This window comes from Enterobacter sp. Ap-867 (assembly GCF_011752855.1).
Taxonomy (GTDB): Bacteria; Pseudomonadota; Gammaproteobacteria; order Enterobacterales; family Enterobacteriaceae; genus Cedecea.
In genome coordinates this window covers 1,198,127-1,219,750 of the sequence record NZ_VWWS01000001.1, presented here as the reverse complement: position 1 = coordinate 1,219,750, position 21,624 = coordinate 1,198,127, and the positions used below count along the sequence as shown (strand labels likewise).

The window sequence follows — 21,624 nt, the reverse complement described above, 5'->3', positions numbered from 1 at the left end:
TAAAAGTTAAGCTGCTGATATTCCGCCGGACTTAAGGCCCGGCGGAATAAGGGCTAGATAACTAATAGTTGGTGGTTAGCCAGCAGCGTGGCGAGATCGGTTTGTACCCCGTTGAGCGTGACTACCGTGGTCGGGTCAAAGACGCCGCCCTTACCGTCGCGGTCAATTTGAATCTCAGTGCTGCTGCCGTTCTGCACCACTTTGATGTAGTCCCCGATATTGCCCGCCCCGGCCCCCAACTGCGCAACGCCATTGATGTAATGCGCCGATGCGTCCCCGGCGTAGCCGCTGCCCTGCAGCAGCTCACGAAGGTCAATACGGTCGCTGTCCGCCGTACCTTCCCAGGTTCCCACGCTGAAGCCGTTCACCACATCATGGCCGTTGCCGCCGGTGGCATCCGAACTGTTCAACAGCTTGTAGAGCAACGTATCGTGGCCGCCGCTGCCGATGTTGAAGGTGTCGTTGCCGCCGCCGCCTTCGAAGGTGTTGTTCCCGCTATTGCCGGTGATCACGTCGTCATGGCTGGAGCCGACGATCCCTTCGATGTTGGTGAAGGTTGCCGTGTTAAAGCCGGTGTTTTGCGCCCCGGTTTTACCCAGATCAACGGTGATACCTACCCCGGAGTTACGGAAGTCAACCACATCCATCCCGCCCGTCGCGCTCCAGGTCTGGTGATCGGATGAAGTTTCCCAGCCGCCGCCGCCGTTATAGACGTAGGTTCCCTGCTCGGCGATAAAGGTATCGTTATAGCCAGTGCCGTTCAGCGTGCCGCCGTGAACGCCGGTGGCGGCCTCCGCCGTCAGGGCATAGCTTTCTTTCCCGTCTCCGGCGGTTAGCCCATTCCACGTCACATTGCTGGTGACGCCGTTAATCGCTCTGACCAGCTCGGCATGGTAGGTTTCATTCGGGTTGAGGCCGTAGAAGCTCACCAGCGCCGACGCGTCGTTCGCCCCAATGCCCGACTGGGCGTTGATAATCTGCGTCGAAACCAGCTTCCCGGCAGAGTCATACAGCCGGACGGTATTGCCGTAGAAGACGTTGATCCCTTCACTGTCGACAATGCGCAGGTGCATCGCGGTACCCGGGGCGATGGTGTTGGTGTTGGCCACCAACACCACTTTCCCGTTTTGCTGAGACACCAGCAGATCCTGAGTACCGTTCCAGTCGTAGTCCGCCACCGCAACGCCCGTGACGTTAACCAGTCCTTTTGCGAGCTGGCTTTCGGTCCAGTTTTTGCCGGTGCCGTCGTTGCTAAACAGACGCGCTGTCTGACTGGTGCCGTAGGTGGAAAACTTAACAATATCCATGTCGCCATCACCGTCCCAGTCCACGGCCACGGACATATAGCCCGCGTTAGCCGCCGTCGACGTAGACTCCACGCTGGTGTAGTTGCTGTTCAACTGACCATTGCCATCGTTGTAGAAAATCTTCCCGCTGTAATTCACCGTCGCAGAGGTCACGCTCCGACCGGTGGCGATATAGAGATCCAGGTAGCCATCGCCGTTGAAGTCGGCCCACGTCATGGAGGCAGCGGTCGTCGTGTTCGCCGCGTTATCGACAAACACGTTGGCAATAGACTGCAGGGTCGTCAGCTTGCTGCCGTTGTTAGAAATCACGCTCAGCGCACTGGTCCCGTTGCTGTTGGTATGCTGAACAATATCGATGTTACCGTCATTGTTGATGTCCACGCCGGACAGTTCGCGGTAGCTGACGCCGGTCAAGCCGCCGTTGCCATTGGTCCCGTCGGCCACCATGCTACCCTTGTTGTTAATCAGGTAGGTTCTGGAGTCGCCCCCGGCGTCACCGTAGGCCAGGTCGACATAACCATCGCCGTTTTTGTCATAGGCGATAACGCCGCCGTACCAGATCGTGGTGCCGTTGGCCTGGGTACTGGTGGTATAAGTGCCATTGGCGTTGGCGATCCACATGGTCTGTACCGCGTTGCCGTAAGTGGTTTCCGTGCCGTAGATATCAACGGTGCCGTTACGGTCAAAGTCCAGCGCGGTGTAGCTGACGGTATTCGCACGCGTATTAGGCAGCGACGTCTGGGTGTAACTGTTCAGATCCGTGCCGTTGTATACCGAGGTATTGGTCACCAGCGTCCACAGGCCGTTATTGTTGAGCATTAACGTGCTGGCGCTGTTGTTCGCATTGCCCGCCGTGTTCGCCCAGCTGGTGTCATTGGCCGTTTCGGCATGCACGACCAGCGATCCTGTCTGGATCCCGGTGTTGTTGCCGTTACCCGCGCTGCTCTTCACTTGGGCGGTGACGTTGTAGCTGTTCAGCCCCAGCAGGTCGCTGTCAGGAATTTGCAGATACCAGCGGTTAGACGAAGGATCGACCACCACCGGGCCTCCGCGCTCGGAGCTGTACGTTTTGCCATTCACGGTCACGACCACGAATTCACCATTCATCAGTTGGGCACTGACATCCCCGGTGAGAATCGGCGTGGTATCTGAAGTCGATACCGCATCTACGTGGGCAATTGTCGTCGGCACCGAGGTATCGACCGTCAGCGTGAAGTCGTTCGACTCGGTGTAGTTCCCCGCTTTGTCCGTCACGCGCAGAACATAGTGGTAATTTCCGTCCAGCAGGCCAGAATCCGCAAAGGTCCAGCTTGTACCGCCGGTAATGGTCACCTTGCCTACCAGCACGCCATCGCGGAAGATCTGGGCAATTTCACCGTCGGCCAGCGCATGGTTCAGCGTACCGTTCAGCACCGGCGAGGTATCGTCGGTGGAGTAGCTGCTGTCGAAATTACCGGTACGCTCGCCGTCATTATCCGTATAGCTGACGATAGTGCCGACGGTATCCGGCGCCACGGTATCAACGGTGACAACCTGGGCTGCGGTTGAACCCACGTTTCCGGCCTGATCGATAATCCGCACCTGATAAAGATGGTCGCCGTCCGGCAAAGTACGTCCATCCACGTAATGCCACGCCGTGCCGTTCACCACGGCATCCACCCAGCTCTGACCGCCGTCCAGGCTGATTTGCACGCGCTCGTCGCTGGCAAGGGCGTGGCCCAGGGTGCCGTTCAGGGTCAACGTGGTATCCATAGTGATAAAGTCGCTAGCGCTCTGCCCGGTATCATCCGAAATACTGTCGATGGTGATGCCGTAGGTTGGCGCGACGGTATCTACCGTTACCGTCTGGCTGGTGGTTGCTCCCACGTTTCCGGCAAGGTCGACAACGCGAACCTGCCAGGTGTGGTTACCGTCCGCAAGCTGGCGGCCATCGGTATAGCTCCAGCTTGTCCCGTTGACGGACGTGGCGTTAACCCAGCTGGCTCCGCCGTCGAAGCTCACCTGAACATATTCATTTTTGCCAAGCACCGCGCCAAGTGAGCCGTTCAGCGTCAGCGTGTTATCGTTGGTGATAAAGTCGCTGTTGCTGAAGCCGCTGTCGGTGGTGATGCTGTCCACGGTAACGGTGATAGCCGCATCCGGCGGCGTGGTGTCTACCGTTACCGTCTGAGAAGCGCTCTGCCCGACATTACCCGCAGCGTCGACCACGCGAACATAGTATTGATACGTGCCGTCGGTTAACGTTCGCCCGTCGGTAAAGTACCAGGTTGTGCCTACCGTGGTGACCGTTTTCCAGGTGAGGCCGCCGTCCATGCTTATCTGCACATATTCGCCGTCCAGCAGTGAAGCGCCCAGAGAACCGTGGATAGTCAGCGAGGTGTCGCTGGTGACAAAGTCGCTATTACTCAGCCCTGTATCGTCGGCAATGCGGTCAATGGTGACGGATTTGCTCGCATCCGGTGCCACGGTATCAACGGTGACCAACTGGCTGGTGGTTGCCCCGATATTGCCCGCATCATCAATCACGCGCAGTTGATAGAGATAATCCCCGTCGGCCAGCGTGCGGCTATCGATGTAGCTCCATGTGGTGCCGCTGATACTCACGTCAACCCAGGTTTTTCCGCCATCAATACTGATCTGGGCATGTTCACCGGCCGCCAGCGTTCCCCCTAACTTGCCGCTAATGGTCAGCGTATTGTCACTGGTAATAAAGTCGTGCGCATCGAGACCCGTATCCTGGGTAATGGCCTCAACGGTAATGGTTTTACTGGCATCCGGCGCAACAGTATCAATAGTTACGTTTTGCGTTGCCGTCGAGCCCACGTTGCCGGCATTGTCGATGACGCGTACGTTATAGGTCACGATACCGTCCGGCAGCGTGCGCCCGTCGGCATAGCTCCAGGATTTGCCGTTAACCACAAGGTCAATCCAGCTGGATCCGCCGTCGAGGCTTATCTGCGCCTTTTCGTTATTGCCGAGTGCCGCGCTCAGGGAACCTTTCACCACCACCTTGTTATCGGAGGTAATAAAGTCAGTCTTGCTCAGCCCGGTGTCGTTTTGCAGAGCGTCAATGGTAATGGTCATCTGCGGCGGTGTGGTGTCCACCGTGACGGTGCGGTCTGCTCCCGCACTGTTACCGATGCTGTTGCTGACGCTGGCATGAATCACATACGAGCCGCCATCGACCAGCGCGGAAACCGCACCGCTGCCGAGGGTGTAGCTCCATGTGCCGTCGCCGTTGACCGTGGTGGTATAGCTCTGATTATTCAGGGTGATAGTCACCGTCTGGCCCGCAGGCGCGTTGGTCACGCCGCTTATCACCAGCGGAGTGCCGTGTTCTGCGGCGCTGACAATGTTGTCCTGCGCGAAGTCATTGACGCTGATGGTCGGCACCTCGCCGTTCAGGGTCACCTGCTTATTCGCACTGCTGCTGTTCCCGGCTTTATCGCTAACGCTGGCGGAAATCTGGTAACTGCCGTCTGTCGCGCCCAGGAAGTCCTGTGCCGGGACGGTCACAGACCATGTTCCGGTGTCGCTCACCACCGCCTTATAAGAGTGATTATTGAAGGTGATGGTTACCGTCTGCCCAGGCTGAGCGTCAGTGGTGCCGCTAATGACCTGGCCTGCCTGCTGCTCGGCGCTGTTGATGATGTCGTCCCCCGCCACCTTGTTAAAGGTGATGGTTGGCGGGGTGGTGTCCACCGTCAAAGTACGATCCGCGCTGCCCGGGTTTCCTGCCTTATCCTGAACGGAGGCGCTAACGTTGAAGTCACCGTCGGTAAGCTTCGCCAGGTCGTCCGCGGCAACGGTCACGCTCCAGGAGCCGTCCGCCTGCACCGTAGCGTCGTAGCTCCCGCTTCCCAGCTTAACGGTCACTTTTTGCCCGGCTTCCGCGCTGCTGGTACCGCGAATGGTTAACGGCAGCTGCTGTTCCGCCGCGTTGATCACGTTGTCACCGGAGATATCGGCGAGGGTGATGACCGGCGCTGCGGTGTCTATGGTGATGTTATGGCTTGCCGAAGTGGCGTTATTTGCGCCGTCCGTCGCCGATGCCACGACCGTGTAGCCGTTACCGTGCACCAGGTTTTGTACCTGATTCGCCGGCACGGTAACGCTCCAGCCGCCGCCTTGTTGAACAGTGGTGTGGTACTGTACGCCGTTCAGCGTAACGGTCACCTGAGTGCCCACGGTCAGTTCAGCGCTACCTCCGCCGATAACCAAATCCTGCTGAGATTCTGCGGCGTTAATCACGTCGTCATCGCTGATAGTCCCGATGGTTAGCCCGACACGGACGGCGTTAACCTCAACCGTATGGGTGTTAGTGCCCTCGTTGCCGGCGCTGTCGGTGAGCGTGGCGGTAATCGTTGCCGTGCCGTTTTTCAGCGATGAAATCGCCGAAGCCGGGACGCCTATGCTCCAGTTGCCGTTGGCATCTATCTGGGTGACATACTGAGTGCCGTTGAGGGTAATAACAATTTTATTCCCTGCCGCTGCGCCGCTGCTGGAGCCAGAGATAATCTGCGCCTGAGCGTGCTCTTCAAAGTTGATGATGTCGTCACCCGCCACGACGTTAAAGCCGATCGTCGGCGCGGTGGTGTCTAGCGTTATCGTTTTGCTGCTGGTTGATCCGTTACCCGCCGCATCGCTGACGCTCGCACTAAGCTGATAGTTGTTATCTGCCAGGCTCCCCAGGGCTGTAGCATCAAGCGTTACGCTCCAGGTGCCGTCCGCTTTCACTACGCCAGTATAGGTTTTTCCGTCCAGGGTCAGCGTGACCGTCTGTCCGGCTTCCGCGTTTGACGTTCCGGTGACGACGACGCCCGCGCCTGCCTCTGCGGCATTAATAACGTTGTCCGTGGCAATGGGGTCAATGGCAAGCCCCGGCGGCGTGGCATCCACGCTGAATTCACGCTCTGCGCTGGCTCCGTTGCCGTTCACGTTAGTCACGGTAGCTTTTACTGACGCATCGCCATCCTTCAGCCCAGCCATATCGCCTGCTGGCACGGTGTAACTCCAGCTCCCGTCGGCCGCAACCTGCGCCGTATAGGTGTGCCCGCCGAAAAGAATGGTGACGTTTTGCCCGGCCTCAACGTTCTGGGTCTTACCTGAAAGAACCAGATCGGCCCCTTTCTCAGCCGCGTTAAGCACGTTATCTGCTGTGATAGCGTCAACGCTGACCGCAACCGGACTGAGGTCGACATTCACCATGCGATCGATAGAGATCGGGTTCCCCGCGCTACTGCTGCCAGCGGCAGTAACAGTGACATTGCCTGCCGCCCACTGGCTGACATCTTCCGCAGGTACGGCGGCCGACCAGGTTCCGCTGGCGCTCACCGTTGCCAGGTAGCCTTTGCCGTTGATGGTGACGGTCACGGTACTGCCTGCGCTCATACCGCTAGCGCTTCCGCTAACAATCAGGTTCTGATTGTGTTCAATGGCGTTGATCACATCGTCCCCCGCCACGGTGTGGATCCGAAGACCCGGCAGGCTGGCATCAATGGTAAATTCACGTTCTGCCGTGCCGCTGTTGCCGTGCCCGTTAGTGACCGAGGCCGTGGCGGTGAGTTTTCCGTTCCCCAGGGCGGTAAGCACGCTAGCAGGCAGGTCGAGGCTCCAGCTCAGATCGCTCTGCACCGTCGCGGTGTAGGTTTTCCCCCCCAGATTGATCGTGACTGTGTCGCCGGCTGCCGCATTGCTGACTTTTCCGCTCAGAGTCTGGCCTGCTGCGATTTCAGACGCGTTAAGGACGTTGTCTGCGGTCACTGGATTAATCGTGACGCCCGGCGCGGCGGTGTCTACCAACAAACTGGCGTGAGTGCTGGCACTGTTGCCGATAGCGCTTGTTGCGGTAGCGGTCAGCGTATAGTTGGCTTCGCCCAGCCCGGCCAGATCGCCCGGCTGAACGTCAACGCTCCAGTTACCGCTGGCGTCGGTGGTGGCGGTATAATTTTTACCGTTCAGCGTGACGATAACCGCAGTTCCCGGGGCCAGATTAGCGCTGGTCCCGCTCAGGGTTAATGTTTCCCCTTTTTCACTGGCGTTAAGCACGTTGTCACCGCTTAACGGATTGAAGCTGAGCGACGGTAAACCGGTATTGACCACAACGTCATGGCTACCGATCCCCGTATTACCTGCTGCATCCGTCAGGCTGGCGTGAATAGTGACGGTGCCGTCCGCCAGCTGGCTGACGACGCTGGCCGGGACGCCAATGCTCCAGTTGCCCGCAGCGTCCACGGTGGTGGTCCAGCTGTTGGAGCCAATGGTCACGGTAATTTTGTCCCCTGCCGCAGCGCCGCTGCTGGAACCGGAGATAATTTGTGCCTGCCCGTGCTCGGCGAGGTTAATCACATCGTCGCCCGCAACCACACCAAAGGAGATGGTCGGCACGGTGACGTCCACGCTGAAGTTATGGTTTGCGGAGGTGTGGTTGCCTGCGGCATCGCTGACGCTGGCTGCAACGGAATAGACGCCGTCACCAAGCGCAGAAGCTTTCTCCGCCGGAACGGTTATGCTCCACGTTCCGTCAGCCTGCACGGTACCGGTATAAGTTTCATTGTTCAGATTCACGATCACGGTCTGGCCCGGCTCCGCATTGCTGGTACCGTTGATGACCAGCGGCTGCCCGGCCTCGGCTGCATTGAGCACGTCATCCCCGGCGATAGTGTTGATTTGCAGGGTCGGGGCTGCGGTATCCACGCTGATTTCACGCCCGGCCGATGCTCCGTTACCGCTCACGTTAGCGACGCTAACTCCCACAGAAGTCTCGCCGTCTTTCAACCCTTTCATATCATTAGCCGGGACGGTGAATGTCCAGCTACCGTCGCTTGCTACCTGAGTAGTGTAGGTGTGCCCGGCAAAGGTAATGGTGATGGTCTGCCCGGCCTCCACATTCTGTGTTGCCCCGGACAGCAATAAATCAGCGCCCTTCTCGGCAGCGTTCAGCACGTCGTCCCCGGCAATCTGGCCGATGGTTATCGCCACCGCGCTGAGATCAACATTGACGGTGTGATCGATGGACACCGGGTTGCCTGAGCTGCTGGTTCCGCCTGCCGAAACGGTAATATCGCCGGCCTGCCACTGGCTGACTTCGTTTCCTGGCACCACAGTCTGCCAACTGCCGTCGGCGCGTACCGTCGCGGCATAGTCTTTACCGTTGATGGTCACGGTTACCGCACTGCCTTCGCTCAGGCCGCGGCTGGTGCCGTTGATGACCAGGTTCAGGCCATGTTCAATGGCGTTGATAACGTCATCGCCCGCAATGGTATTAATCCGGATGCCCGGCAGGGCCGCGTCGATAGTGACTTCGCGAGAACCGGTACCGGTGTTACCCGCACCGTCAGTCACGGAAGCATTAATTTTAAGCGAGCCGTCGCCTAGTGCGGTCAGCACATCCTGGCTAAGGGCCAGGCTCCAGGTGAGATCGCTTTGCACCTTCGCGGTATAGTTGACGCCGCCGATGTTAATGGTCACGTCTGCGCCGGCCTGCACGCCGGTCACGCGCCCGGTGATCGTCTGGCCAGCGGCCAGCTCGGAGGCATTGATAATGTCGTCGATCGCCACGGCATTGATAATAACGCCCGGCAGCGTAGAGGCGACTTCCAGCGTGCTGCTCTGGCTGCCAGCGTTACCCACGCCGTTGCTGGCGCTGACGGAAACCTCATAGAAGGCCTCGCCAAGTTTGCCCACGTCGCCTGCTGGTACGGTGGTGGACCATTTGCCGTCGTCGCCCACGGTAGCGGCATAGTTTTTACCGTTCAGATGTACGGTGACGGCGCTCCCGCTCGCCAGCCCGGTAGAGGAACCGCTGATGATGACATCCCCGGTTTTCTCATCGGCATTGAGGATGTTGTCCCCCGCAATAATGTCGATGGTCAGGGTTGGTGCCGCGGTATCGACCTTGACGTTATGAATCGCATCGCCGGTATTGCCCGCTTTGTCGGTAATGGAGGCCGTCACGGTGTAGGTGTTATCGCCCAGCGCGCTGATATCCGCCCGCGGGATGCCGACGCTCCAGTTCCCGCTCGCGTCCACTACGCCGGTGTAGCTTTTACCGCCTAGCGTAACGGTAACAATATCGCCAGCCTGCGCGCCGGTGCTGGTACCGGAGATCACCTGCGCCTGGTCGTGTTCGGTCTGGTTAATCACGTCGTCAGTAGCGACGGTGCCGATGGTCACTTCAGGCACGGTTTTATCAACCAGCACGTCGCGGCTGGCGCTGTTCGGGTTACCCGCGCGGTCTTCCACGCTTGCGGTGACGGTGACGTTACCATCAACCAGTTTACCGACGTCCGATGCAGGTACGGTCAGGCTCCAGTTTCCGTCTGCCTTTACCGTTGCCTGATAGCTTTCGCCGTTCAGCTGCACGGTCACGGTCTGGCCCGCCTCTGCGGTACTGGTTCCGCTGATAATCAGATCCTGCTTAGCCTCTGCGGCATTCAGCAGGTTATCCTGGCTGACAGGATCCACGGTCAGGGTCGGAGCAAGGCTGTCGACGCTGACGTTTTGCGCCGCTTCTGTGCTGTTGCCATTTTTGTTGGTCACGCTCACCTGAACGGTGGTGTCACCCTCTTTCAGGTTCACCATATCCGCCGCCGGGACGGTGTACTTCCAGCTGCCGTCCGCCTGAACAGTGGCGGTGTAGGTGTGCCCGGCAAAGGTAATGCTGACGGTTTGCCCCGGCTCTACGTTTTGCGTCGTGCCGGAGAGTTCGAGGTTGGCGCTCTTTTCAGCGGCGTTCAATACATTATCGCCGGTTATGGCGTTAATGCCGATCACCACTTCGCTGAGATCGACGGTAACCTGATGCTGGATAGCCACATCATTTCCCGCGCCGCTGCTGCCCTTCACCTCAATGGTGACGGCACCTTCTGCCCAGCGAGCGACATCTTCTCCCGGTACGGCGGCCTGCCAGCTGCCGTCCGCGCGAACGGTTGCCGCGTAGTCTTTACCGTTAATCGTTACGGTTACCGCGCTGCCCGCGCTGAGGCCGGTGCTGGTGCCGTTGATAATCAGGTTCTGGTTATGCTCGATGGCGTTAATCACGTCATCGCCCGCGACGGTGCCCACGCGCAGCCCCGGCAGGTTCGCGTCGATAACAATATCGCGACTGCCGCTGCCGGTGTTGCCGTGTCCGTTGGTCACAGAAGCAGTAATGGTCAGCTCGCCGTTGCCCAGCGCGGTGAGGATCTCTTTGGAAACCAACAGGCTCCAGCTCAAATCGTCCTGGACGGTCGCCTGATACAGCTTGCCGCCGAGATTAATAGTGACAACGTCACCTTTTACCGCCCCGGTGACGAGGCCGCTGAGCGTCTGGCCGCTGGCGATTTCCGTGATATTGAGAATATTGTCGCTGGTGACGTTGTTGATAGTAACGGTTGGCAAGGCGCTATCGACCTGCACGCTGTGGCTGTCGCTATTGCTATTGCCGTGGGCGTCGGTTACCGCCGCGGTCACCGTGTAATTAGCCTCACCCAGCTTGCTGACGGCAGAAGCCGGAATCGTTGTGCTCCAGCTGCCGTCGGTTCCGGCCACGGCCTGGTAAGTAATCCCGTTCAGGGTGACGGTGATGAGGGTGCCAGCGGGCTGGTTGCTGGTCCCGGAAAGCACAAGGTCCTGCCCCTTTTCCGTCGCGTTAATAACGTCATCCACCGCAATGGCGGCAATCGAGATCGCCGGCAGCGCGGTATTCACGCTCAGGCCGCGATCGGCGCTGCCGCTGTTGCCAGCCGCATCGGTGACGCTGGCGGTGATGGTGTAGCTGCCGTCCGATAGGCCATTAATGACCGACGCCGGGATGCCGACATTCCAGTTACCCCCGGCATCAAGCGTTGTGGTGAAGGTGAACGACGTTCCCTGCCCGTTGGTCACCACGACGGTAACCACATCCCCCGCAGCAGCTCCGGTGCTGGTGCCGCTCACGGTGTGGGCCTGGTTATGCTCGCTGGCATTAATGATGTCATCGCCTGCCACGGTATCGATAGTCAGCTTCGGCTCGGTAATATCAACCAGCATGCCGCGATCGGCGTTTGCAGGGTTACCTGCTTTGTCAGCCACGGAGGCGCTGACGGTGATGATGCCGTCCTTGAGCGCGGCTAAATCATTGGCCGGAACGCTGACGCTCCAGCGGCCATCGGCGCCAACGGTCGCGGTATAGTTGACGTTATTCAGCGTCACCGTAACGTCCTGTCCCGGCTCTGCGCTGCTGCTGCCGCTGACAATCAGCGGCTGCTTCGCTTCTGCGGCGTTAAGCAGGTTATCCCCGCTCAGCGGATCGATAAGTAGCGTTGGCGCGCTGGCGTCCACGCTGTATTCCTGGGCGGCGTTTGCCGGGTTACCGTTCACGTTGCTGACGCTGACGGTCACCCGGGCATCACCGTCTTTCAGTTTTGCCATGTCGGCGGCTGGTACGGTATAGCGCCAGCTCCCGTCGTCATTCACGACGGTGGTATAGCGATGCCCGGCGAAGGTAATGCTGACGGTCTGGCCCGGCTCAACGTTAGTGGTCAAGCCGGAGAGCACCAGATCGCTGCCTTTTTCTGCCGCGTTCAGCACGTTATCGGCCGTGACGCTATTCACGCTGATGGACACCGGCGCTAAATCGACATCCACGATACCGTCGATGCTGACCGGATTTTGGGCGCCATCCTCTGCTTTTGCGGTTACCGTCAGCACGCCGTCAGGCCAGCGGCTAACGTCGCTTCCCGGTACGGCGGCGCGCCAGGTGCCGTCGGCGTTTACCGTTGCCAGATAGTCTTTGCCGTTTAGCGTCACGGTCACCACGCTACCCGCGTTGAGGCCAATGCTGGTGCCGCTGACAATGAGATCCTGGCTATGCTCCGCGAGGTTGATCACGTCATCGCCCGCGATAGTATTAATACGCAGGCCCGGCAGCTGGGCTGCGATCGTGATGTCATGATCCGTGCTGCCGGTGTTACCGCGCCCGTTGGTGACGGAGGCGTGAACGGTAAGCTCACCATCGCCCAGCGCGGTGAGCATCTCTTTGCTCAGCGGCAAACTCCAGCTCAGGTCGCTCTGGACGGTAACCGTATAGCTTTTACCGCCAAGAATGACGGTAACTTCATCTCCTGCCGCCGCGTTGAACGCGCTGCCGCTGAGCACCTGTCCGGCGTTAACCTCCGCCAGGTTAATGATGTTGTCGCCCGCGACGGTATTAATAGTGATGACAGGCAGCGAGCTGTCGACCAGCACGCTGTGACTGGCAGAATTGCTGTTACCGCTGGCATCCGTGACCGATGCGTTAACGGTATAGTTAGCTTCACCCAATTTTGCGACGTCCGGCGCCGGGATCTTAACGCTCCAGGCACTGCCGTTAACGACGGCAGCATAGTCAACACCGTTCAGATTCACGGTGATTTGTGTCCCGTCCGGCTGGTTGCTGGTCCCGCTAATGGTAACTTCTGCGCTCTTTTCTGCCGCGTTAATCACGTCATCCTGCGCGATGACATTGATGGTGATTTGCGGCAGTCCGGTAGCAACATCAAACGCCAGCGAGCTGCCGCCGACGTTGCCTGCTTTATCCGTCACCGCGACCGTTGCGGTATATTTGCCGTCTGCCAGACCGCCTATCACCTCTGCAGGCAGGCCAATGCTCCAGTTTCCACCGGCGTCCAGCACCGTAGAATACTCGACGCCGTTAACGGTGACTTTAACGCTGTCGCCCGCGGCCGCGCCGGTGGCTTTACCGGACAAGATCTGCGCCTGGGAATGTTCGGTGCGGTTAACGATGTTATCGCCAGCGAAAACATTGATGGTGACCACCGGCACGGTGGTATCGACCAGCATGCCGTGGTTGATACTGGCCGGGTTGCCTGCTATGTCGCTGACGCTGGCGCTGATAGACCAGTTACCGTCGGTTAGATTAGCCAGGTCTGAAACCGGCACGGTGATGCTCCATGTGCCATCGGCCAGCACCTGGCCGGTGTAGCTTTGGTTATTGAGGTTCACGGTGACCGTTTGCCCCGGCTGTGCGGTGCTGGTACCGGTGATGACCAGGTCTTGTGCCGCTTCGGCATGATTAAGAATATTGTCAGCCGTGACGCTGTGGAGCGTGATTGACGGTGGCTGGGTATCGACCAGCACTTCCCTTGCGCCGCTGGCGCTATTACCGCTGGCATTGGTAACGCTCACGGATACTTCTGCTCGGCCATCAATCATGTCGCGCATATCCGCCGCTGGCACGGTATACGTCCAGTCACCGTTTTCGTTAACGGTTGTGGTGTAGGTGTGCCCGGCAAATTTAATGACTACAGTTTGCCCGGTTTCTACGCCCTGAGTTTTCCCGCCCAGGGTAAGATCTGCGGCCTTCTCAACCGCATTCAGCATGTCATCGCTGGTCACGCTGTTGATGGAGATAGCGACGGAGTTCAGGTCAACGTCCACCGGGCGGGAGGCCGCAACCGGGTTGCCCCATTCATCGGCAGAACTGGCGCTAATGTCCAGCTTACCGTTCGGCCAGCTGGCCAGATCGCTTGCCGGGATCCCTATTTGCCAGGTGCCGGTGGCGCTTACAGCCGCCGGGTAATCCACGCCATTCACGCGTACGGTAATAATTGTCCCGGCGTTGAGGTGTGAGCTGGTGCCGCTCACCGTCAAATCCTGATGCTGCTCGATGGCGTTAATCACGTCATCCCCGGACACGGTATTGATGCGCAGCCCCGGGAGCTGAGCGTTGATATTAAAGCTGCTGTCGCCCCGGCCGGTATTGCCGTGACCGTTGGTCACGGACGCAACCACGGAGACATCGCCATCGCCCAGCGCCTGCAGGTCGCCCGCAGAAACAGTGATGCTCCAGGTCAAATCGCTTTGTACTTTGGTGGTGTAGTTTTTTCCACCTACGTTAAGGGTAACCGTGTCGCCTTCACGCGCGCCGGTGACTCGCCCGCTCAGCGTCTGGTCGTTAGCGATTTCGCTGTTGTTGATGCGGTTGTCGCCCGCGAAGGTCGACACCACTACCGTAGGCAGTGCCGTATCAACCAGCAGCGTCGCATTCGCCGTCCCCGTATTTCCCGTACTGTCCGTGCCGCTGACGCTCAGCGTGTAAGTGGTATCGCCCAGCTTGACGACATCCTCAACGGGTACCTGAACCTGCCAGACACCGCCCTGAACGTCCGCAGTATAATTGACGTTATTCAGCCTGACGGTGACGGTGCTGCCGTCCGGTAAATTGCTGGTGCCGCTCAGCGTTAACGGCTGAGTCGCCTCAATGGCGTTCAGCACGTTGTCCTGGCTTATCGGATGGAAGGCAACCGCTGGCGGCGTAGAGCTGACGGTGATGTCATGGTCTACTCGGCCACTGTTTCCCGCCGCATCGGTGATGGTTACGGTAACGGTATTTGTGCCTTCCGGCAGCGATGAAATAATTTCTTTGGGTACGCCCACGCTCCAGCTGCCGTCCTGCTGCACGCTGGTTTGGAAGGTTTCTCCTCCAATAGAAACGGTGACCTTGTCTCCAGGGGCTGCGCCACGGCTGGTGCCAGAAATGATCTGTGCCTGACCCTGTTCGCTGACGCTGAGAATATCATCCCCGGCCACGGTATTGACGCTGGCTTCCGGCGGCGTGGTGTCTACCAGCAGGGACGCGTTAGTGGTGGTGGTGTTGCCCGCTTTATCGCTGACGCTGAAGTTCAGCGTGTAGCTATTGTCCGCCATAGTCTGCACATCACCCGCCGGCACGGTCATGCTCCAGCTGCCGTCTGCGCTTACCGTTGCGGTATAGGTTTTGCCGTTCAGCTTAAGCGTGACCACCTGCCCGGCTTCAGCGTCAGTTTTACCGCCGATGATCACCGCCGCGCCGTGTTCAACCGCATTAATGATGTTGTCGTCGGCGATGGCATTTACCGTCAGCCCAGGCGCTTTCGTGTCCACCACCAGCGTTTCACTGGCAGTGACATTGTTGCCTGCGGCGTCTTTCCCGCTCACGGCTACCGTCCAGCTCCCGTCCGCCAGGTTTTTGGCGTCGGCTGCAGGCACGGTTATGCTCCAGCTGCCGTCGCTACCTACGGTTGTGCTGTAAGTTTTCCCGTTCAGGGTGAGGGTTAACGCCGTGCCGCTGGCCAGCGCCTGCGAACTGCCGCTGATGATAACGTCATTTGCCTGCTCCGCCGCGTTGATCATATTGTCGCCTGCCGTCGTCGCGACGGTCAGTGAAGCCTGAGCGGTAACAACATTGAGGGTAATATCCCCGGCAGAGGTGACTTTATTGCCGTCGATTTGCACCACGCTCCAGGTGTGCGTCCCGTCCGGCTGCTCGCTCAGCAGCACTTTCCAGTTGCCGTTGCTGTCGACCATGGTGCTGGCAATGGTGTTGCCGTTGCTGTCTTTGACCTGAATAGTGGCTCCCGGCTGTCCGGAGCCGCTGAAGGTTGGCGTTGCGTCATCGGTCACCGCGTTGCTGCTCAGCAGCCCTTTGCTGTCGCCTTTGTTGTCGGTAACCGTGAACGTTGGCCGGGCGCTTTCGACCTCTTTGGTATTGTCGATAACGGTGGTGTGTGACTTCCCGCCGCCGTGTGCCAGCAGCGCCCCGATACCCGCGCCCCCGGCCACGGCACCTGCAACCCAGCCCCACGGCACATCGCCGAGCGCAGAGCCGTCCATGAATGGTGCAATGGATTCAATGGGGACGGAGGTTGCCGTTAAAGCCGTGCCCTGGGTGCCAACCGCGGCGCCCGCTTCGTCGAAAGTGATATGCGTCAGTGCCTTGCCGTCATCAAACACCAGTTCTGAATGGTGCCCAGACCGCCCTTCTTCCTCCACAAAATAGCCATTGCAGCGAATAACGCTGCCGTCTTTCATGTATACCAGCAGATCGTTGCCCTGACGCAGATAGTGCGCCACATCTTTAGCGCTGCCGTGAATCTGAATGACAGAGGGGGATGAAAGCGACACAGAGAGATTCCCATCGCCTGTTACCAGGGTTTTCTCTGCGTCCTTGCGGGAAATAACTTCAAGAATCTTACTCATAGCACTTCTCCTTATATATGCCGGAACGAGGCATACGGTATTAATTTTTGGATGTGGAAACCCCTGAGAATTCCGGATCTCATTTCACATCAACTTATTTTTATGTGGCGGGGCTAAGCCACTACTTTCACACCATTTATTTCAAATCCGGTAATTTCGAGGCGGCATTTTTCTCGACGCCTGTCAGGGGCAATAGATTATCAACGGCGGCAGCGTAATTTACTGCCGCCTGCCAGCCGTCGAAGTCCGCATTAATTTGTGCATAGGCCGCCTGGAACACATCCTGCTCCACGCTTAATAAGTCGTTGAGACTGCGTTTGCTTAATTTATATTCATTTTTATAAACTTCCCGCGCGCGTCGGGCATTTTCCAGCTGGAGTTTTCCCGCCGTTTCACGGCCTCTGGCCCCGTTCCAGTCAGCCATTGCCACGGACGCTTTTTGCAGCACGTCGAATTTCGCCTGCTCAACCTGAGAAGCCGCAATACGTCTGGCTCCCTGAGCCTGCTCGACCTGGGCGGAGACCGCCCCGCCCTGATAGATAGGCGCGTCCACGCTCAGCTGAATCTGATCGTCCCAGTACGCGCTGTTGTTGGACTGGTAACGAGTGCGTCCGCCTTTCAGGCTCAACGTGGGCCAGTGGCCCGATTTCGCTTTCTCTACGGCATACCCTGAAGACTCACGCATGGCCTCCGCCGCCAGCACGCTCGGGATCAGCGAGTAATCAATGTTGTCGAGCGGTTCCTGTTCAAGCGCCAGGCGTACCGGCATGGCCTGATATTGCGCGGCGTTGATTCCGGTTAATACCGCCAGTCTCGCTTTCGCGCTTTGGAGTGCCGCCTGATATTGTTCAAGCGTTGAGCGCATACCGGCAATGCGAGTCTGGGTTTGCAGCACGTCCGAACTCGAGCTCAGCCCGGCATCCGCCCGCAGTTTTGCCATGGTGTTGACGTTTTGCAGCGCGGCAATACTCTCTGTCGTTGCCGCGATCAGCGCCTGGTTACGCTTCACATCGACATAGGCCTGCGCCGTTTTTTCTGCCACACCGGTCAACGTCGCCATAAGCTGGTAGCGATAGCTCTCACGCTGGCTCTCCTGCTGACTAATATTGCTGCTGGTTTTCCCAAAGTCATACACCAGCTGCGTCAGGCTAAGCCCGTAGGCAGCCGAGTTCTTGAGGGAACCGCTGGAGTCCGTGGTACGCGAATGCCCGGTGCTGCCGCTGAGGGAGATCTGCGGCATCCAGGCGCTTCGGGCTTGATCAATCTGCGCCTGACCAATCCCGAACTGAGCTGCCTGCTGAGAAACGGCAGGATCGCGGTCAAGAGCGAACAGAATACTTTCGTTCAGCGTGAGGGTTGCCGTTTGCGCGATGCCGGGTGCTGTGGCCCAGGCCGGCGCTGGTGCGGCATTCACCCGCATGCCGCTGCCGAAAAAAATAACGGCAAGCATCGCGACCGGCAGGGAATAAGACTGAAGCATAAACGGCAATATCCTTATCCATTAAATAATCAGGATGATGTTGCTCCTTCCTGCATTGGGAATAAACAGGCACGGATGAGTAGCTGATGTATTTAAACGACTGTAATGGTTGAATTAAAACGCCCACATTATGGCGCCCCGTTTATTTCTGGAGCGAGACGTTGTGACTATAAAGAGGTAGAAAGCTGTCGACCGCTTTCATGTCTTCTTAATAAATGAAGGTCATGATTTCACGCTGCCTCTTTATATAAAGGCGTTACGCAATATGACTTATTTAGTCCTGCGGAGCAAATCACTTAGATCCTTTTTCCGAATCATCCTTAAGAAAAATCCTACCAAATAAAAATTAACCTCACCAATGATTTATTGTTAATAGTATGTTACTCAAAAGGAGGTGCTCTGAAAAAACAGATCGATTGATCTCGTGAATAGAGACATCGTGATAAATAGCTAATAGTTATAATTCATAAGCTTATGGCATAAGCATTGATTTACATCAATTTTACATTCCAGCGAAGTTCTTCAATAAATCCGTGCTGCTCATTTTTGGTTGTTTTTCCATAAATGTTACATTGTCGCAAGTTCTACGCAAAATAAGGGCGTTGGGCAGATGTTAACCCTGGGCGATCGTCACGGAAAAAAATCATTTCATGACTAAAATAACGTCTTCTTGACAAAAAAATGCAAAAAAAAGACCGGGGGGAAACCCGGTCTGAAGGTAGCAACATTTCTTATCAAGATTAATGGTCAAGATCGGACAACGATCTTCCCTCGCGGGAGGGGACCTGCAGATTACCAGCGGCAACTTATTCCGGGACGTGATAAGTACCGAAATGTGCCAACGTTCAGTAACGCACGCATACGGTTTTGGTTTCGGTATAGGCGTCAAGCCAGTCCGGGCCAAAATCACGCCCGTAGCCCGACTGCTTCATGCCGCCAAACGGCATATTCGCGTCGATTAGCGTATGGCTGTTCACCCAGACAGTGCCCGCCTGTATACGGCCAGTGTACTGCATTGCCGCCTGCAGGTTGTTGGTCCACAGACTTGCCGTCAGGCCGTAGTCGCTGTCGTTGGCCTGTCGCAAGGCTTCTTCCGCATCCGCCACGCGCACGAGGTTAACCACCGGGCCAAAGACCTCTTCTCTGGCAAGGCGCAGAGAGGCGGCAGGGTTCACTACCAGCGTTGGGGCAATATAGTAGCCGCTGCCCTGCGGGCCTGAATTCCCGGAGATTAGCTCCGCGCGCTGCTCTTGCGCCTGCGCCAGATATCCGGCCACTTTTTCCTGTTGCACTTTCGATACCAGCGGGTTGATGTGGGCCGCTGGGTTCATGCCCGCCCCCACCTGCAGCGATTTCACCGCTTGCTCAAAGCCGCTCACCAGCGTGTCGAACAGCGGGGCTTCGATATAGATCCGCGAACTGGCGGCGCACACCTGCCCCTGGTTAAGGAAGCTGCCCGCCATTAAGCCTGCAATCACCATCGCCGGGTCGGCATCTTTCAATACGATTGCCGGGTTTTTCCCCCCCAGCTCCAGCGTGACGCGCGTTAGCCTGTTCGCTGCTGATTTGGCAATGCCTTTGCCCGTCGCCGTCGAGCCGGTGAAGCTGACTTTGGCAATCAGTGGATGTTCGGTCAGGGCTTTACCGCAGCCGGAGCCGCTGCCGGTGACGACGTTAAATACGCCGTCCGGCACGCCTGCTTCTGTAGCCAGTTCGGCCATACGCAGCAGCGTTAGCGGCGTAGTTTCTGATGGTTTAACGACAATCGAGCAGCCTGCCGCCAGCGCCGGCATCACTTTCCACATGCCAATAAGCAGCGGGAAGTTCCACGGCACGATCCCGGCCACGACCCCCACGGGTTCTTTGCGCGTCCAGGCCTGATAGCGCGCCCCTTCCGGCATCGGGATAGAAACATCCAGCGTCTGGCCGCTGATTTTCGTTGTCAGGCCTGCGGTATAGCGCATCCAGTTCAGCGTGCAGCCCACTTCAAATGCGCGAGAGATGTTAATGGACTTGCCCTGCTCCAGCGTTTCAAGCTGCGCCAGTTCTTCCGTGTTTTGCTCAAGCAGGTCGGCAAACCGCAGCAGGATTCGCTCCCGCCCGGCAGGCAGCATGTTGGCCCATACGCCGCTGCTGAAGGCACGCCAGGCAGACGTTACCGCGCGGTCGACATCCGAGGCGCTGGCGTCGGCACTGCTGGAAATTTGCAGCCCGTCCGCCGGGTTAAAGACCGGCAGGCGCCCTTCGCTGTCTGACGCCTGCCAGCGGCCGTCAATGTACAGCCCATGTGAACGCTGAAGAAACTGGCGCACACAGCCCAGCACGCTTACCGTTTCTGGCTCGGTCATAGCATCTCCTTATCAAGGTCATTATCGTGTAGCCCACCTTCATTCTAGGCGCTATGTTGAGGTTAGGGTTTTCTCCGGCTGACATTCGCTTTGCTGGCTGTGACACGCTACACAAATGTTGATGATGATTCTTTTTTTGAATCACGTTTACCTATAGTTATTGGCTTCTGGCGGCGATAAGTGAGGATATATGGTAGAAAAACAGTGCAACGAGCGATTCGAAAAATGGCTTGACCAGGTGAATCGCGCATGTGGTCGTTTTTCAGGTGCGGCGCTGGAGAGCGGGTTTCACGGCAGCCTGAGCGAACACCTTACCCATGCCATTAAACTTAGCGTGGTGGAAATTAACCAGGCACGCCTGCTGCGTACAAAGCAGGAAGTGACCCAAAGCAACGACGCCTGGTTTTATACCGTTTTTCAGCTGGAGGGCGAAGCCGTCATGGAGCAAGGCGATCGCCAGGCCGTGCTTACTCAGGGTGATATTACGCTGATTGATGCTGGCCGCCCCAGCTGTTTTACCTATACCGACGGGGCGAAGCAGGTTTCGCTTTTACTGCCGCGCCATCTGCTGGAACAGCACCTTCGCCAGGGCGAAGTCCCCTGCGCACAAAGACTCTCCGCAGAGATGCCTGTTGTGCGCCTGAGTCACAGCTTGCTGCGTGAAAGTATGGGCAGCGAGGGGCTCAGTGGCGGAGAAAGTGAAGCCACGCTCGAAGCGATTGCCTGCCTGCTCGCGCCGGCGCTGATTCAGCACAGCCTGCCGGGCTCAAAGCGCGACCGCCACCTGCAGAAAGTCATGTCGCTGATTGATGACCATATTCAGTCCGAAACGCTGCGCCCGGAGTGGATCGCCGCCGAGTCGGGGATGTCGGTGCGCAGCCTTTACCGACTGTTTGCCGATAAAGGCCTGGTTGTGGCGCAATACATTAAGAATCGCCGACTGGATCTCTGCGCCCAGGCGCTGCGCACGGCCAGCCACAGTGAAAAACTGGCGGGGATTGGCTACAGCTGGGGATTTGCCGATCACAGCCATTTTTCAACGGCGTTTAAGGGCAGGTTTGGCGTGTCGCCGGGGGAGTATCGCAAGCGTTTTCAATCAGCCTGAAAGGCAACCCTCACCCCGGCTCTCTCCCAAAGGGAGAGAGGGAACACAAATGAGGGGGAATAGACATAAAGCTACTTCTTCATCCACTGCCCGTTCAGCCCGCGGACGTATTCTCCGGCAGGAGCCCTGTCCACCAGCTTCTGACCAGCCAGGCGAGCAACCTCATTGAGCGAGACATTGTTGGTGTCCGCCAGCTGCTGATAGTGCTGGGCGCGACCTTCATTGATGCTTTGTACCAGTGCCAGCGTCTCCGGATCCTGCTTGATGGGCGCAATATAGCCGCTTAGCGTTTCGCCCACCCGCCCTTGCTCACGCGCTTCGTTTAGGGTCAGCGCCATCACGGATGTGCTGAACAACAGGCCAGCCAGCAGCACGCTTTTAATCATAGAGTTCATCGCCGTTCCC

General features: G+C 58.0%; 5 protein-coding genes. 1 reads left to right on the top strand and 4 read right to left on the bottom strand.

Features of this window, described 5'->3' with window-relative positions:
* Window positions 1–53 precede the first annotated feature (53 nt).
* From F3J26_RS05735 to F3J26_RS05725, 3 genes are all read right to left on the bottom strand, one after another.
* Window positions 54–16,286, bottom strand: coding sequence for an Ig-like domain-containing protein (locus tag F3J26_RS05735; protein ID WP_166992162.1), 16,233 nt, complete (start codon window positions 16,284–16,286; stop codon window positions 54–56).
* Between the two features lie 136 nt (window positions 16,287–16,422).
* Window positions 16,423–17,766 (bottom strand): TolC family outer membrane protein, encoded by a 1,344-nt coding sequence (locus F3J26_RS05730; RefSeq protein ID WP_008461396.1) that lies wholly within the window; start codon window positions 17,764–17,766, stop codon window positions 16,423–16,425.
* Between the two features lie 845 nt (window positions 17,767–18,611).
* Window positions 18,612–20,114 carry an aldehyde dehydrogenase family protein gene (locus F3J26_RS05725; protein ID WP_166992159.1) on the bottom strand — a complete coding sequence of 501 codons (1,503 nt, stop codon included), beginning with the start codon at window positions 20,112–20,114 and terminating at the stop codon, window positions 18,612–18,614.
* A 190-nt stretch (window positions 20,115–20,304) separates the two neighbouring features.
* Between F3J26_RS05725 and feaR the strand changes: the two genes are divergently transcribed.
* On the top strand, window positions 20,305–21,219 hold the full coding sequence (gene feaR / locus F3J26_RS05720) for a transcriptional regulator FeaR (protein ID WP_166992156.1): 915 nt from the start codon (window positions 20,305–20,307) through the stop codon (window positions 21,217–21,219).
* A gap of 71 nt (window positions 21,220–21,290) precedes the next feature.
* On the opposite strand, the gene F3J26_RS05715 is transcribed toward feaR, so the two are convergent.
* Window positions 21,291–21,614 (bottom strand): YdbL family probable chaperone protein, encoded by a 324-nt coding sequence (locus tag F3J26_RS05715; protein WP_008461392.1) that lies wholly within the window; start codon window positions 21,612–21,614, stop codon window positions 21,291–21,293.
* Window positions 21,615–21,624: the final 10 nt, after the last annotated feature.

What these genes read in the sequence shown, in the direction of transcription:
- F3J26_RS05735 (WP_166992162.1), bottom strand. Translation starts at nt 16,286, where the DNA reads ATGAGTAAGATTCTTGAAGTTATTTCCCGCAAGGACGCAGAGAAAACC.
- F3J26_RS05730 (WP_008461396.1), bottom strand. Translation starts at nt 17,766, where the DNA reads ATGCTTCAGTCTTATTCCCTGCCGGTCGCGATGCTTGCCGTTATTTTT.
- F3J26_RS05725 (WP_166992159.1), bottom strand. Translation starts at nt 20,114, where the DNA reads ATGACCGAGCCAGAAACGGTAAGCGTGCTGGGCTGTGTGCGCCAGTTT.
- feaR (WP_166992156.1), top strand. Translation starts at nt 20,305, where the DNA reads ATGGTAGAAAAACAGTGCAACGAGCGATTCGAAAAATGGCTTGACCAG.
- F3J26_RS05715 (WP_008461392.1), bottom strand. Translation starts at nt 21,614, where the DNA reads ATGAACTCTATGATTAAAAGCGTGCTGCTGGCTGGCCTGTTGTTCAGC.